Annotated in this window: 14 protein-coding genes, 1 tRNA gene and 1 other RNA gene; 11 read left to right on the top strand and 5 right to left on the bottom strand. The window is 64.9% G+C overall.

Annotated elements, in window-relative coordinates; translation table 11 throughout:
• Nucleotides 1-68: 68 nt before the first annotated feature.
• Nucleotides 69-163: signal recognition particle sRNA small type (ffs, locus tag ON40_RS49125), an RNA gene on the bottom strand.
• Nucleotides 164-301: 138 nt separating this feature from the next.
• Here ffs and ON40_RS01360 point away from each other — a divergent pair.
• The 4 genes from ON40_RS01360 to ON40_RS49490 all read left to right on the top strand — a co-directional run bounded on the left by ON40_RS01360 (nt 302) and on the right by ON40_RS49490 (nt 2,143).
• Nucleotides 302-1,306 carry a hypothetical protein gene (locus ON40_RS01360; RefSeq protein WP_040817470.1) on the top strand — a complete coding sequence of 335 codons (1,005 nt, stop codon included), beginning with the start codon at nt 302-304 and terminating at the stop codon, nt 1,304-1,306.
• 64 nt (nt 1,307-1,370) lie between these two features.
• A tRNA-Ser gene (locus ON40_RS01355) sits at nt 1,371-1,458 on the top strand.
• Between the two features lie 103 nt (nt 1,459-1,561).
• Complete coding sequence (gene cutA / locus ON40_RS01350) at nt 1,562-1,894, top strand: divalent-cation tolerance protein CutA (protein WP_157186155.1); 333 nt, start codon at nt 1,562-1,564, stop codon at nt 1,892-1,894.
• 84 nt (nt 1,895-1,978) lie between these two features.
• Nucleotides 1,979-2,143, top strand: coding sequence for a hypothetical protein (locus ON40_RS49490; protein ID WP_218008721.1), 165 nt, complete (start codon nt 1,979-1,981; stop codon nt 2,141-2,143).
• Between the two features lie 212 nt (nt 2,144-2,355).
• Here the strand turns inward: ON40_RS49490 and ON40_RS47780 are convergent, their stop codons facing one another.
• Nucleotides 2,356-4,014 carry a WS/DGAT domain-containing protein gene (locus ON40_RS47780; RefSeq protein ID WP_051192516.1) on the bottom strand — a complete coding sequence of 553 codons (1,659 nt, stop codon included), beginning with the start codon at nt 4,012-4,014 and terminating at the stop codon, nt 2,356-2,358.
• Nucleotides 4,015-4,134: 120 nt separating this feature from the next.
• On the opposite strand from ON40_RS47780, the gene qcrB reads away from it, so the two are divergent.
• Nucleotides 4,135-5,778: a cytochrome bc1 complex cytochrome b subunit gene (gene qcrB / locus ON40_RS01335; RefSeq protein ID WP_051192514.1), complete on the top strand. Its 1,644-nt coding sequence runs from the start codon at nt 4,135-4,137 to the stop codon at nt 5,776-5,778.
• Nucleotides 5,779-5,843: 65 nt separating this feature from the next.
• On the opposite strand, the gene ON40_RS01330 is transcribed toward qcrB, so the two are convergent.
• On the bottom strand, nt 5,844-6,053 hold the full coding sequence (locus ON40_RS01330; protein WP_040817468.1) for a DUF397 domain-containing protein: 210 nt from the start codon (nt 6,051-6,053) through the stop codon (nt 5,844-5,846).
• Nucleotides 6,054-6,450: 397 nt separating this feature from the next.
• On the opposite strand from ON40_RS01330, the gene ON40_RS01325 reads away from it, so the two are divergent.
• Genes ON40_RS01325 through ON40_RS01315 form a run of 3 tightly spaced genes read left to right on the top strand, consistent with a single transcriptional unit; the run spans nt 6,451 to nt 8,788 of the window.
• The gene (locus tag ON40_RS01325) at nt 6,451-6,921 is read left to right on the top strand and encodes a DUF309 domain-containing protein (RefSeq protein ID WP_040817547.1); all 471 of its coding nucleotides are present in this window, start codon (nt 6,451-6,453) and stop codon (nt 6,919-6,921) included.
• A 2-nt stretch (nt 6,922-6,923) separates the two neighbouring features.
• Nucleotides 6,924-7,844, top strand: a complete 921-nt coding sequence (gene gluQRS / locus ON40_RS01320; protein WP_040817466.1) for a tRNA glutamyl-Q(34) synthetase GluQRS — start codon at nt 6,924-6,926, stop codon at nt 7,842-7,844.
• 50 nt (nt 7,845-7,894) lie between these two features.
• Entirely contained in the window at nt 7,895-8,788 is an 894-nt protein-coding gene (locus tag ON40_RS01315) for an RDD family protein (RefSeq protein ID WP_040817464.1), read from the top strand.
• A 78-nt stretch (nt 8,789-8,866) separates the two neighbouring features.
• Here ON40_RS01315 and ON40_RS01310 read toward each other — a convergent pair whose 3' ends face one another.
• Nucleotides 8,867-9,367 (bottom strand): DUF4190 domain-containing protein, encoded by a 501-nt coding sequence (locus ON40_RS01310; protein ID WP_040817461.1) that lies wholly within the window; start codon nt 9,365-9,367, stop codon nt 8,867-8,869.
• A 49-nt stretch (nt 9,368-9,416) separates the two neighbouring features.
• Here ON40_RS01310 and ON40_RS01305 point away from each other — a divergent pair, with 49 nt between their 5' ends.
• The 3 genes from ON40_RS01305 (at nt 9,417) to ON40_RS53670 (ending at nt 11,074) form a co-directional block, all read left to right on the top strand.
• The gene (locus ON40_RS01305; RefSeq protein WP_174434993.1) at nt 9,417-10,190 is read left to right on the top strand and encodes a queuosine precursor transporter; all 774 of its coding nucleotides are present in this window, start codon (nt 9,417-9,419) and stop codon (nt 10,188-10,190) included.
• A 258-nt stretch (nt 10,191-10,448) separates the two neighbouring features.
• Nucleotides 10,449-10,772 carry a Fic family protein gene (locus tag ON40_RS53675; protein ID WP_083895332.1) on the top strand — a complete coding sequence of 108 codons (324 nt, stop codon included), beginning with the start codon at nt 10,449-10,451 and terminating at the stop codon, nt 10,770-10,772.
• A 104-nt stretch (nt 10,773-10,876) separates the two neighbouring features.
• Nucleotides 10,877-11,074: a hypothetical protein gene (locus tag ON40_RS53670; protein WP_174434992.1), complete on the top strand. Its 198-nt coding sequence runs from the start codon at nt 10,877-10,879 to the stop codon at nt 11,072-11,074.
• 65 nt (nt 11,075-11,139) lie between these two features.
• Here ON40_RS53670 and tgt read toward each other — a convergent pair whose 3' ends face one another.
• Complete coding sequence (gene tgt / locus ON40_RS01295) at nt 11,140-12,390, bottom strand: tRNA guanosine(34) transglycosylase Tgt (protein WP_040817459.1); 1,251 nt, start codon at nt 12,388-12,390, stop codon at nt 11,140-11,142.
• Between the last annotated feature and the right edge of the window lie 26 nt (nt 12,391-12,416).

The raw sequence follows: 12,416 nt of genomic DNA, 5'->3' as shown, positions 1-12,416 counted from the left end.
CCACGTTACTAGGGTTTGCTACGGGGAGTGCGCCATATCGGGTCCCCGTTGGACCGAACCGGCGAGTAATAAGGGGACCCCGCGCACCCGGCAGAGCCCGTTGACCCTTGCTGCCTTCCGGCCCTGGGGGAGTTCACAGGATGCGCGCCGCGCGGGATCCGTGGGCCAGTGTAGCGGTTCGCCGGGATTCGGTCCGCATGCGCCCCCGCCAAACGCGGGAGACGCGGGAGCGGTGGAGTCGCTACGATCTGTCCGACGTTCCGAGGGGGCTTCGGCTACCACACCCGGAGGGAAGGAAAAAATGACGGACAACACTCCGCCGCAGGACGAGCCGCCCAACGACTCCAATCAATGGTGGTCCACACCGGCCAGCACCGGTTCGAGCACACCGCTCACCGGCACCGACCCGACCATCATGGGCGGCAGCCAGGGCTACGGCGCCTCGGGTTACAGCCAGCAGCCGTACAACCCCCAGGCGTACAACCCGCAGCCCTACGCCCAGTCGGCGGCGCAGCCGACCGCGATCCCGCAGCCACCCTCGCAGCCGACGCCGCAACCCGTCGCCCAGCCGCAGATGGGCTACACCGGGCAGCAGCAACAGCCGCAGTTCACCGGCGGCTATCCGCAGCAGCCGTCCTTCGCGCCGCGTCCGCCGCAGAAGAGCAATGCCGCGCTGTGGGTCATCGGCGGTGTGGTGGGTCTGGTGGTCGTCATCGGTGTGGTCATCGGCATCGTGGCCGTGTCCAGCAGCGACGACAGCTCCAACTCGATCCTCGGCAAGAACAAGGTCGACGGCGACTACAGCATGTCCAGCGTCACCAACGCGTGCAGCCTGGTCGACCTGACGGTGCTGAGCAAGTGGGCGCCCACGGCCAAACCCAACCCGACGCACACCGAGCGCGCACCCGACAGCAGCATCGGCGGCGGTTCGCTGGACTGCGACGGCTCGTACGAGGGCGCGGGCAAATACAGCACCGACAGCTCCCAGCTGTCCCTGAACGTCGAGTTCCAGAGCAAGTACGGCTCGCCCGACTACAACATGTGGAAGGACACCGACACCAAGACCACCGGCAGCGGTCGCAGCTCGGGTGACATCACCGGTATCGGTCAGCAGGCCTATTACGCGATCGAGCAGCGGAACTACTCCAGCTTCAACGTGCTCAACTACACCTGCGCGGCGATGGACTCCAACGTCTCGGTGAAGATCGAGCTGCGCATCGACGCCGACAGCGCCCCCAGCACGGAGGACGCCGGGGCCACCTGCAAGGACCAGCTCAAGAAGGTCCTCACGGGTCTGCACAAATGACTCCGAACCCCCTCCGACGGGCCGGTTTGGTGCGCCGAGGGGGTCAACCGGTATATTGCTGACCGGAGGATTCGCCTAGTGGCCTATGGCGCTCGCCTGGAACGCGGGTTGGGTTAACGCCCTCAGGGGTTCAAATCCCCTATCCTCCGCCAGGAACTCCCTGGTCGGAAGCCGTACATCGGCCTCAGACCGGGGAGTTTTCCATTTCACGGGGATCGACGGTCCCGTCCCGCGCCGCTTTCTACAGTGGCCGGTGTGACTACAGCGCGAGTGTGGACGGTAACCTCCACGACCCCGACCGAGGGTGACGCACGGACCATCGCGAAGGCCGCCGTATCCGAACGTCTCGCTGCCGGAGCGGAGATCACCGGACCGGCGGTATCGGTGTTCTGGCACCACGGCGAACTCGACGAAGGCCGAGAGTGGCGCGTCTCGCTCCGAACCTCCACACCCGTTCGTGATCGTCTCGCCTCGCGCATCTCGGAACTGCACCCGTGGGACAGTCCCGAAATCACGGCAACTCCCGTCGAGTGGTGCTCGGACACCTACGCGGAATGGGTCGAACGCACTACAGCCGAGCAGGTGTAAGCGCGCGAGCAAATGCCGTGCGGCGAGCCGACAAGTGAAGCACGGGCAGCGCGGAGAGCCCCTCGGACGCGATACCGTCGAGTGGTGAAGCGCACCCAGTGGAAGATCCACGGCGAGAACCTGGTCGACGAAAACCGCCACATCCGGCTGTCGACGGTCGATGTGGAGCTACCGGACGGCGTGAAGTTCACCCAGTATGTCGCGCGCATGCCGCGGTGCGCACGTCGGGTGGCACCTGCATGCTGGTGAACTCGGGACCGTCCATGGTCGGCCCCGATGTCGCTGGTGATGGCCTGGGCGATGGATCCTGCTGTGTCGGTACGGAATCCGATGTCGTCGGCTGATGTCTGGGCGGTAATGGTCGCCGTGACAGGCCGTCGAGCAACGCAGTCGGCCAGTCCCAGGAGGATTCAACCGTACGGTCGCGCCGGCGCGGGAGGCCCGCCGGATCGGGGTACGTATCAGGAGCGTAGGGCTGTTGTGGTCTCGGTGAGGGCGGTGTCGAGTAGGGCTGTGTAGGTGTCGATGTCCGGGATGACGTCCGGGTCGGCGTGGATCGAGACGGTTACCGTGCTGCCGAGGCCGTGGATGCCATGGGTCAGGTGCATTACCGTTCCCAGGGCGGGGAATCCGGCGGTCCAGCGGACGGGGGCGTTGGCGAAGGTCAGGTCGGCGGGGCCGCGGTTGACGCTGGAGATGACGGTGTGGCCGGAGAGGGTTTCGGGGGTGAGGTCGAGGGGGTATCCGGCGATGTCGCGGCGTAGTACGGGGGCGGGGATCACCTCGGTGACCGCGTTGCGGGCGGTCATGAGGGGGTGGAGGGCGCGAGTTCGGCGGGCGGCGAGGTCGGCTGCGATGCGGTCGGCACGGCGGTGGGGGTCGGGTTCGTGCGCCGGCAGTTCGATGGCGAGGTCGACGTAGTTGTTGCGCGGGTGAGTCCGACGTCGCCGGAACGTGAATCTCGTCGGCTGCGCATCGGCCGCGGGCACGGCCATCGAGACCTGCGCGCCGAGAAGCACATTCGGTTCGCCGTGTTGGGCCAGGTAGCGGGACAGGGCCTGGGATATCGCCGTTGCGGCCACCACGGTCACGGTGTGGCCGGGGACGCGCAGATCCTCGCGGACGAGCATGCGGATCGCGTGGGACCTCGGCGCAGGGGGGTGGTTTATCCGGGTCAGCGGCAACTCTGTTGCAGGCGAGGGAATTTCGCCCTGATCCGTGAGCGCATCGAGTCTCCGCCGGGCCCGTTCTGCACCCAGTCCGCGAATCACCGTGCGGGCCAACGCAATCGGCATCCCAAGCAGCGCAACGACTTCCACCGGCCGGAGCGACGCGACACACCTCCGAACAGCCGAACCGTCAGGCGTCCTCGACAACGCCACAACCACAGGCTCGACTGATGCCTCGCGCCCGCGAAGATCCGTGCGCACCCGTTCGACCGACCCCATCCGCGGCCCGACAACCTCCAGAGGCCCGCCTGGCCCCGCGAACCTGCGAACGACTGCGCACACCGGGCTGCTCGAAATCCTCGGCAGGACCACCGATCCCACGGACCGAAATCTCGCTGCGAGGCGGCGGATCACATTGCGCGCCAATCCGATCGGCGCAACGCTGGATTTCGCGACATCCAACTGCCGCCGAGCCGAGCCCGGTCCGGGCGCATCACTCCACAGCGCCCGCGCGATCTCGGCCGAACGCCGCCCGTCGGCCAGCGCGTGCGACAGCTGAAGGACCGCGACCAGCGCGGGCGCATCACCACCCGGCGCATCCCGAATGCCGCGAAACAGGTGCAGCCGCCAGGGATGCTCATCGGCTCGAACGCCGTGTGACAGCATTTCCTCCAGTGCCGCAACCACATTCGACCACACCGGGGCAGCCAGGACAGGTTCGGAGATCTGCGAGGCCGAAACCGCACACGACACCCACTCCGGATACGCGAACCGATGTTCCCGCAGCCGCACACACAGATCGGGGATGTTCGCAGCACGCCCCAGCATCTCGTCCCGCAACTGCTCGAACGAATGTCCGGCATCGGTGAAGCCGTACAGCAGGAACAGATCGTTGACCGTCCTGCGGGACAGCCAGTATCTCGTCGCATCCTGCGGCGCCAGCGAGTTCACCCGACGACGATATCCAAGTGCCGATTTCGCCCGAAAAACCCCATCGATCTCGACATCCCGAAGTGCTACGCTCTGTAGTAGAAGCATAACCAATCTCTCTCCCGGGGCGGGGTGACTGCCATGGCAGTACGAGAAGGGCGCATCGGCCGAACACTCGCCGCACAGGCCGATTCGGCGGATCAGCGATATCGGGCGGCGAATTTCGCGAAACGTTCCATCAACAAGGTCTTTCCGACGCACTGGTCGTTCCTGCTCGGCGAGATCGCGCTCTACAGCTTCATCATTCTGCTGCTGTCGGGCATCTATCTGACCTTGTTCTTCGACCCGTCGATGACCGAGGTGGTCTATCACGGCGCCTATCAGCCACTGCGCGGCGTCGCCATGTCACGCGCCTACGAATCGGCGCTGAACATCAGCTTCGACGTGCGCGGCGGATTGTTCGTGCGGCAGGTACACCATTGGGCCGCACTGCTTTTCACCGCCTCGATGATCGTGCACCTGTGCCGCATCTTCTTCACCGGCGCGTTCCGCAAACCGCGCGAGGCCAATTGGGTGATCGGCGCACTGCTGCTGATCCTGGCCATGTTCGAGGGATTCTTCGGCTATTCGCTGCCCGACGATCTACTGTCCGGCACGGGCCTGCGCGCCGCGTTCGCGGGCATCACCATGAGCACCCCGGTGATCGGAACCTGGTTGCACTGGTTGATGTTCGGCGGCGATTTCCCCGGCACGATCATCATTCCGCGCCTGTACATCGCGCACGTACTGCTGCTGCCCGGCATCATGCTGGCGCTCATCGCGGCCCACGTCGCCCTGGTCTGGTATCAGAAGCACACCCAGTTCCCCGGACCCGCACGCACCGAACGCAATGTCGTCGGCGCGCGCATCGTACCGGTGTTCGCCGCGGATCAGGGCGCGTTCTTCATGTTCACCCTCGGCATCGTCGCACTCATGGGCGGCATGCTGCAGATCAATCCGATCTGGAACATGGGCCCCTACAACCCGTCTCAGGTCTCGGCGGGCACCCAGCCGGATTTCTACATGATGTGGACCGACGGATTCCTGCGCCTGTTCCCGGCCTGGGAGATGTATCCGTTCGGGCACACCGTTCCGGGACCGTTCGCGGTCGCGGTGATGATGGGCGTGATCTTCGGGCTGCTGATCGGCTATCCGTGGATCGAGAAACGCCTGAGCCGGGATCACGCGCGACACAATCTGCTGCAACGTCCGCGAGATGTCCCGGTGCGCACCGCGATCGGCGCGATGGCGTTGACGTTCTATCTGGTCCTCACTTCGGCCTGCGTCAACGACATCATCGCCCTGAAGTTCGACATTTCCCTCAACGCGACCACCTGGGCCTTCCGCATCGGTCTGCTGATCGCGCCGCCGCTGGCCTACCTGCTCGCCTACCGGATGTGCATCGCCCTGCAGCGCAGCGATCGCGCGGTGCTCGAGCACGGTATCGAGACCGGAATCGTGCGCCGGCTGCCGCACGGTGAATACATCGAGATCCATCAGCCGCTGGGCCCGGTCGACGAACACGGACATCCGATTCCGCTGGAATATCAGGGAGCGGCCATTCCGAAGAAAATGAACCGATTGGGTCTTTCCGGCAAACCGGGCCCGGGCAGCTTCCTACGCGCCGATCCGCAGGTAGAGGCCGCACAACTGGAGGCGGACAACCGCAATCGAGAACACGAGCAACTCGCGGTGCTGCGAAGCCGCCTCGATCCGCACTCCGGAGAGCCCGGGAACGGGGACTGATCCGCACACGCGAAGGCCCCGAGCCGCACGGCCCGGGGCCTGATGTGTCGATTACTATCGGCCGGTCAGGCTCGCCCCGACAGCCGATCCGTCACCCCCGCGACGAACGCATCCCATTCGCCGGGAGTGAACCCCAACACCGGACCGTGGCCGTGATCCTTGGTGTCCCGCAGGGCGACATTGCCGTCGCCGAGAAACGCCACCTCGACACAGTTTCCGTCGGGACCACTGTGTCTGCTCTTGAACCACACGGCATCGGTCGTATCAACCTTCACGGCACTTACTCCTTCACTGCTTCGAGCCTGAGAATTAGCTGATTTCATTCGTTCCGACAGCGGGATCACCTCGAAAAGACGGAAAACCCCGTTACTACGCCTGCACGGCGCAGTCTGCATACTGCATGACTCGCGGTGCGTGTCCACTTTCCGCACCTTGCGGGGGCTCGCCCCCTTGAGCACACTAGCAGGTTTCCGCAATGTTGCGCTGGCCTCTTTTCGAATCCAACCATGCATATCTTCCCAGACCGGAACCATCAATATTGTTTGCGCAATTATAGCTAGCAAATATTTCGCGAGTCGGGCAAACATTATTAGGTACATAATTCGACGGACGTGCCGCCACGCCGATCCGCCCGGACCGGCACCCGCCGCGAGCACGGTGGATCATGGAGCCGTGGTGCCACGCGATCGAGACGATGCCGGACATGCCCGCAATGCCCGACCCCGCGACCGTTTCGGGCGCCCGCTACCGCCCGGCAGCCCCGGTGTCGAGCGGATTCCGGACGATCTCGCGCTGCCCCCGAACGAGACGCTGGACTACGCACAGCGACTCCTGGACGACGGTCTGGCCTTCAACGCACACGAGGTCCTGGAGGCCGCGTGGAAGTCCGGACCGTTCGCCGAAAGGATGCTGTGGCAGGGACTGGCCCAATACGCGGTCGGGCTGACGCACATCCAGCGCGGAAATCCGAAGGGTGCGAGGACACTGCTCGAGCGGGCCGTGGGGCGGCTGGACGCCGCGGAGCCGTTGCCGTACGACGTCGACGGACCAGGTCTGCGCACCCATGCCGAGCGTCTGCTGACCGATCTGGCCGCCGGACGCGAGATTCCCGAGGATGATCTGATTCCTCGTCTACGGGGCTGAACATGGGCACACACCGCGGCGCGGGCCGATTCGCCCCGAGCCCCTCGGGCGATCTGCATCTGGGCAACCTGCGCACCGCACTGCTGGCCTGGCTGTTCGCCCGGTCCACCGGACGCGCCTTCGGCATCCGGATCGAGGATCTGGACCGCGTACGCTCCGGTGCGGACGAGCGTCAACTGGCCGATCTGGCCGCACTCGGCCTGGACTGGGACGGGCCGGTGGTCCGGCAGTCCGAGCGGCTCACGCTGCACCACGCCGCCATCGACCGGCTCACCGCGGCCGGGCTGACCTACGAATGTTATTGCACCCGAAGGGAAATCCAGCAGGCCGCAGCTGCGCCGCACGGTCCGATGGGCGCGTATCCGGGCACCTGCCGCGACCTGTCCGAGGCCGAACGCACCGCCCGGCGCGCCGACGGGCGGCCCGCCGCACTGCGATTGCGCTCGCGGACAACCGAGTTCGAGATCGTCGACGGACTGCGCGGACGGTATCGCGGCATCGTGGACGATTTCGTCCTGCGCCGCGGCGACGGTACCCCGGCCTACAACCTGGCGGTGGTGGTCGACGACGCCGATCAGGGTATCGATCAGGTGGTCCGCGGTGACGATCTGCTGCCCTCCACACCGCGTCAGGCCTATCTGGCCACCCTGCTCGGCGCGAATGTGCCACGGTACGCACACGTTCCACTGGTGCTCAATCAGGACGGCAAACGATTGGCCAAGCGCGACGGCGCGGTCACACTTGCCGATCGGCGCGCACTCGGCGAATCACCGCAACAGGTATTCGCACTGCTCGCGGACTCGCTGGGATTTCGGGCAAACCACCCGCACGAGTTGCTCGAGCAATTCGCGCCCGCCGTGTTGCCCACCACGCCGTGGATCCTCGCGTCTGGTGATGTGGTGGAACCGAGCCGGAATCCGTAACGTACGCCGAGTCCGAAGCCACGACCACATCTACGAGGACTACACGAAATATGACAAGCGGTGGGTACGACCCCAACCAATACCCCCAGGGCGGCCAGCCGTACGGTCAGCCATACCCCCAATCCGGTCAGCAGCCCTACCCGGGCCAGCCGGACTACGCGCAGCAGCAGCCGTACGGCCAGCAACCGTACCCGCAGGGGGGACAGCCGTATCCGCAGGGGGCACCGCAGGACCCTTACGGACAACAACAGCAGCAGCCGTACGGACAACAGACCGGCGGACAGCAGCAGCCTTACGGACAGCAGACCGGCGGACAGCCGTATCCGCAGCAGGACCCTTACGGGCAGCAGCAGGCTTACGGTCAGCAGCCGGGTTATGGACAGCAGCCGGGTTACGGTCAGCAGCCGGGTTACGGTCAGCAGCCGGGTTACGGTCAGCAGCCCGGCTACGGCGCACCGGGTGCGCCCGGTTTTCCGGGGATGCCGGGCGTTCCGGGACTGCCGCCGGGGGCGCAGCCCGCTGAACTGGGCATCCGGATCGGCGCCCGGCTGATCGACATGGTCATCGTGTCCATCCCGGGGTACCTGTTCTTCTTCCTCATCCAGATGTCGATGGGAATGTCCTTCGGCGCTCAGCTGGTCGGTGGGTTGCTGTTCGGCCTGGTCGGCGCGCTGTACTTCCCGGTGATGGAGGCCACGCAGGGCTTCACCCTCGGGAAGAAGATCCTCGGTCTGCGGACCCTGGGCCCCAACGGTGCGCCGAAGCCGGATTTCCAGCAGGCGCTCATCCGCAACATCTACGCGATCTGCAACCTGCTGTGGTGCATCGGATCGATCGCCGCGCTGGTCATCGTCATCGTCATGATGGTCACCATCGAGCAGTCCCCGATCAAGCAGGGCTGGCACGACCGGATCGCCGGCGGCACCCAGGTGATCAAGGGCTGAGGCCGAACACTCGCAGCACCGCGAAATACCGAGGGGCGCACCCGATCACGGGTGCGCCCCTCGTCGTTCTCCCGGCACTCAATAGGTGTTCGACGAAGTGTTCGCGATGATGACGAAGACGATGACGAAGTACGCGACGACCAGGACGATGATGCCGACCCCGATCCAGATCCCGGCCAGCGCCATCCCGCGACCGTCCTGATTGCGCTCCTTGATCTGATTCAGCGCGATGAACCCCAGGATCACTCCGACGATCGAGGTGACACCGCAGGTCGCGAGCCCGGCCAGGGAGGTGACCAGCGAGGCGATGGCCATCCCGTTCGAACTGCGCACGGGCGGATAACCGCCGTAGGGCTGATATCCGGGCGCGGGCGGATAGGGCTGCGGGGCGGGCTGGATCGGCGCCTGGGGATAACTCGGATACGACTGCGCCTGCGGTGGCGGCGCGGCCGGATACTGCGGAGCCGAGTTGTAGGACGGCGGAGGCGGCGGCGCCGATGGCTGGCCCCCCGACTCCGACGACACACCCTCGCCGCCGTACTGCTTCCACCACTCGTCGGAATCGCCGGGATTCGTCATTCGTCCAGCCTATTCGAAGGCACCCGACTCCCGGTATCGTCAGTACCTCGTGAGCGAAACAAGACAAACGCCGGAAATCGACGAGTCTGGGCGCCCCGCGGCCGAACACGCGTCGTTCGCGCGAGCCGTGGGGAGTCCCTACACACTGATCGTGGTGGTTTTCACCACCACACTGATGATTTCGAACATCTGCGCCACCAAGGGCGTGCAATTCTTCGGCGGGCAGCATCTCTCGCTCGGACCGCTGGAGATCCTGCCGATCACCACCGACGGCGCGTTCTTCCTGTTCCCCCTGGCCTACGTCATCGGCGACATCCTCAGCGAGGTCTACGGCTTCAAGGCCGCCCGCCGCACCATCTACTACGGCTTCGGCATGCTGGCGCTGATGGTGCTGTGCTTCTGGATCGCCATCGGCCTGCCCGCAGCCGACTTCTACAGCAACCAGGACGCCTTCCGCACCGTCGCCGGGACCACCCCGCAACTGGTCGCCGCGGGTCTGGCCGGATACGTCATCGGTCAGTTCCTGAACTCGGTGACGCTGGTGCTGATCAAGGAACGCACCAAGGAGAAGCACCTGTGGGCCCGCCTGCTGGGCTCCACCGTCGCCGGCGAATTCGGCGACACCCTGGTCTTCTGCTCCATCGCCGCCACCGCGATCGGCATCAACACCTGGGGCGCATTCCTGAATTACGTTCTGGTGGGCTTCATCTGGAAGACCCTCTGCGAGGTCATCGTCATGCCGATCAGCTACCGCTGCATCGCCTACCTGAAGAAGCGCGAACCGAGCTACGCCCCGCTGGACCGCCCGGCCCTCTACAGCTGACAAGTGTCCTGCCTACGGTAATCCACTCAGGTTCAATATATTTCGGACACCCGAGCGATCGGGTGTCCGAATGATGTTGCGCCCCAATACTTCCTGGGCTACAAAAGACCACCCGACCTTGATCCCGGTCCACATACGGGCTGTCGGCCTCGCGCCTGCCGTCACAGTGTTGCGTTCCAGGGCGAAAATCGATTCGAAACGCAACAGAAGTAGCCGTTCTCTTGCATTGTGCGCTCAGAAAGCAACAGAAGTGGGCATATGCTTTCATTGTTCGATTTCGAAGGCCGGGTGCGGGACTGCATCGATTGGCTCATGCACCCCAGTGCCGCCATCGACCCCCTGGTGCGAGCGGGGATGGCGCACTATCAGTTTGAAACCCTGCATCCGTTCAACGACGGCAACGGGCGTATCGGCCGCTTGCTCATCGTGCTGCAACTGCACCTGTCGGGCGTGCTGTCGGAACCGACACTGACGGTCTCCCCCTGGTTCGAAGCCGCCGCGCCGAATACTACGACCGCCTGCTCTCGGTCAGCACGAAAGGCGACCGGGACGGATGGATCAAATTCTTCACAACCGGTGTAGGTGCGGCGGCGAATTCCACCGCGACGCAACTCACGGACCTGATCCGGGTGCAGCACGAACTGAAGACTCGAGTGCGCAAGGCCGGTTTACGCGCGGAAAACGCTGTGCGACTGGTTGATTACGCACTCGCCCAGCCGATTTTCACCATTCGCAACGTGAGTCAGCACCTCGACGTGACCCCAGCCCGCGCCAGAACCCTGGTCGCCCAACTGGTCGCCGCCGATGTCCTTCGCCGGTACGACGACAGCTCCTACGGCCGGCGCTTCACCGCACCCGACATACTCGCCATCCTGCTGCGGTGAACTGAGCCGATGCGCTCACCTGGAAATATGGACGCGAGTCCGAAGATGCTGGGCGAGTTGACGACTCAGGTAGTAGGCGTTGTGATGCGGCCCTGCCAGCGGCCGAGGGCCTCGGCTTTGAATTCGTCGTAGTAGCCGCCGTCGATACTGGCGCGAATATCGTCGACGAGGCGAATTGTGAAGCGTTCGTTGTGGATTGTGCAGAGGGTGGCGGCGAGCATTTCCTTCGCCTTGAACAGGTGGTGGATGTAGGCGCGGGTGTAGTGGGCGCAGGTGTAGCAGTCGCAGGTTTCGTCGATGGGGGTGAAATCGCGGCGGAAACGGCTGGTGTTGATGTTGAAGCGGCCCTCGGGGACGTAGATGGCGGCGTTGCGGGCGACGCGGGAGGGGTTCACGCAGTCGAAGGTGTCCGCGCCGTTCTCGATGGCGACGAAGAAATCCTCCGGTTCGCTGATGCCGAGCAGATGACGTGGTTTGTCCTCGGGCAGTTCGTCACAGCACCAGCCGACGATCGTGCCGAGATTGTGCTTCTCCAGCGCGCCGCCGATACCGTAACCGTCGAATCCCGTTCCGGCACTTCCCCGCAACGATTCCAGATCGCGACATGCCTTGCGGCGCAGATCCTCGTACTGCGCGCCCTGGATGACCGCGAACAACGCCTGATACGGCCGGTGGGTGCGTTCGACGGTCAGGCGCTCGTGCTCATCGATGCAGCGCTGCGCCCATTCGTGCGTGCGCGCCAGCGACTTCTCCTGATAGCCACGGGTATTGAACAATGTCGTGAGCTCGTCGAAGGCGAACATGATGTCCGCGCCGAGGCGATGCTGAATACCCATCGACACTTCCGGGGTGAAACGATGTTTCGCTCCGTCCAGATGCGATCGGAAAGTGACCCCGTCGTCGTCCACGACCGCGAGACGTTCTTTCCCCTTCGCGATCACCTCGTCACTCTGCACGCCGACGGCTTCCATGGCGAGCACCTTCTTGAAGCCGACCCCCAGCGACATCACCTGAAATCCGCCGCTGTCGGTGAACGTGGGCCCCGGCCAGTTCATGAACCGGCTCAATCCGCCCGCCTCGTCCACGATGTCCGACCCCGGCTGCAGATAGAGGTGATAGGCATTGGCGAGCAGCGCCTGCGCCCCGATCTCCCGCATCGTCTCCGGCAATACCGCCTTCACGGTCGCCTTCGTCCCCACCGGAATGAACGCCGGAGTGGAAATACTCCCGTGCGGCGTCCGCAATACCCCCGACCGCCCGTGCCGCCCCTCCAGCCGGGTACCGATGGAAAACGAGAAATCAGCGGGAACAGCCACCCCGCAATACTGCCAGGCAGGCAGAA

The sequence above is a fragment of the Nocardia jiangxiensis NBRC 101359 genome (genome assembly GCF_000308615.1).
GTDB classification, from domain to species: domain Bacteria; phylum Actinomycetota; class Actinomycetes; order Mycobacteriales; family Mycobacteriaceae; genus Nocardia; species Nocardia jiangxiensis.
The sequence above is the reverse complement of the archived record's forward strand: the minus strand, read 5'-3'. Positions and strand labels throughout refer to the sequence as shown.

Bases quoted from the DNA above. Each gene is read 5' to 3' on its own strand.
- ON40_RS53675 (WP_083895332.1), top strand. From the start codon at position 10,449: ATGCTTTCATTGTTCGATTTCGAAGGCCGGGTGCGGGACTGCATCGAT.
- qcrB (WP_051192514.1), top strand. From the start codon at position 4,135: ATGGCAGTACGAGAAGGGCGCATCGGCCGAACACTCGCCGCACAGGCC.
- ON40_RS01310 (WP_040817461.1), bottom strand. From the start codon at position 9,367: ATGACGAATCCCGGCGATTCCGACGAGTGGTGGAAGCAGTACGGCGGC.
- ON40_RS01315 (WP_040817464.1), top strand. From the start codon at position 7,895: ATGACAAGCGGTGGGTACGACCCCAACCAATACCCCCAGGGCGGCCAG.
- ON40_RS01360 (WP_040817470.1), top strand. From the start codon at position 302: ATGACGGACAACACTCCGCCGCAGGACGAGCCGCCCAACGACTCCAAT.
- gluQRS (WP_040817466.1), top strand. From the start codon at position 6,924: ATGGGCACACACCGCGGCGCGGGCCGATTCGCCCCGAGCCCCTCGGGC.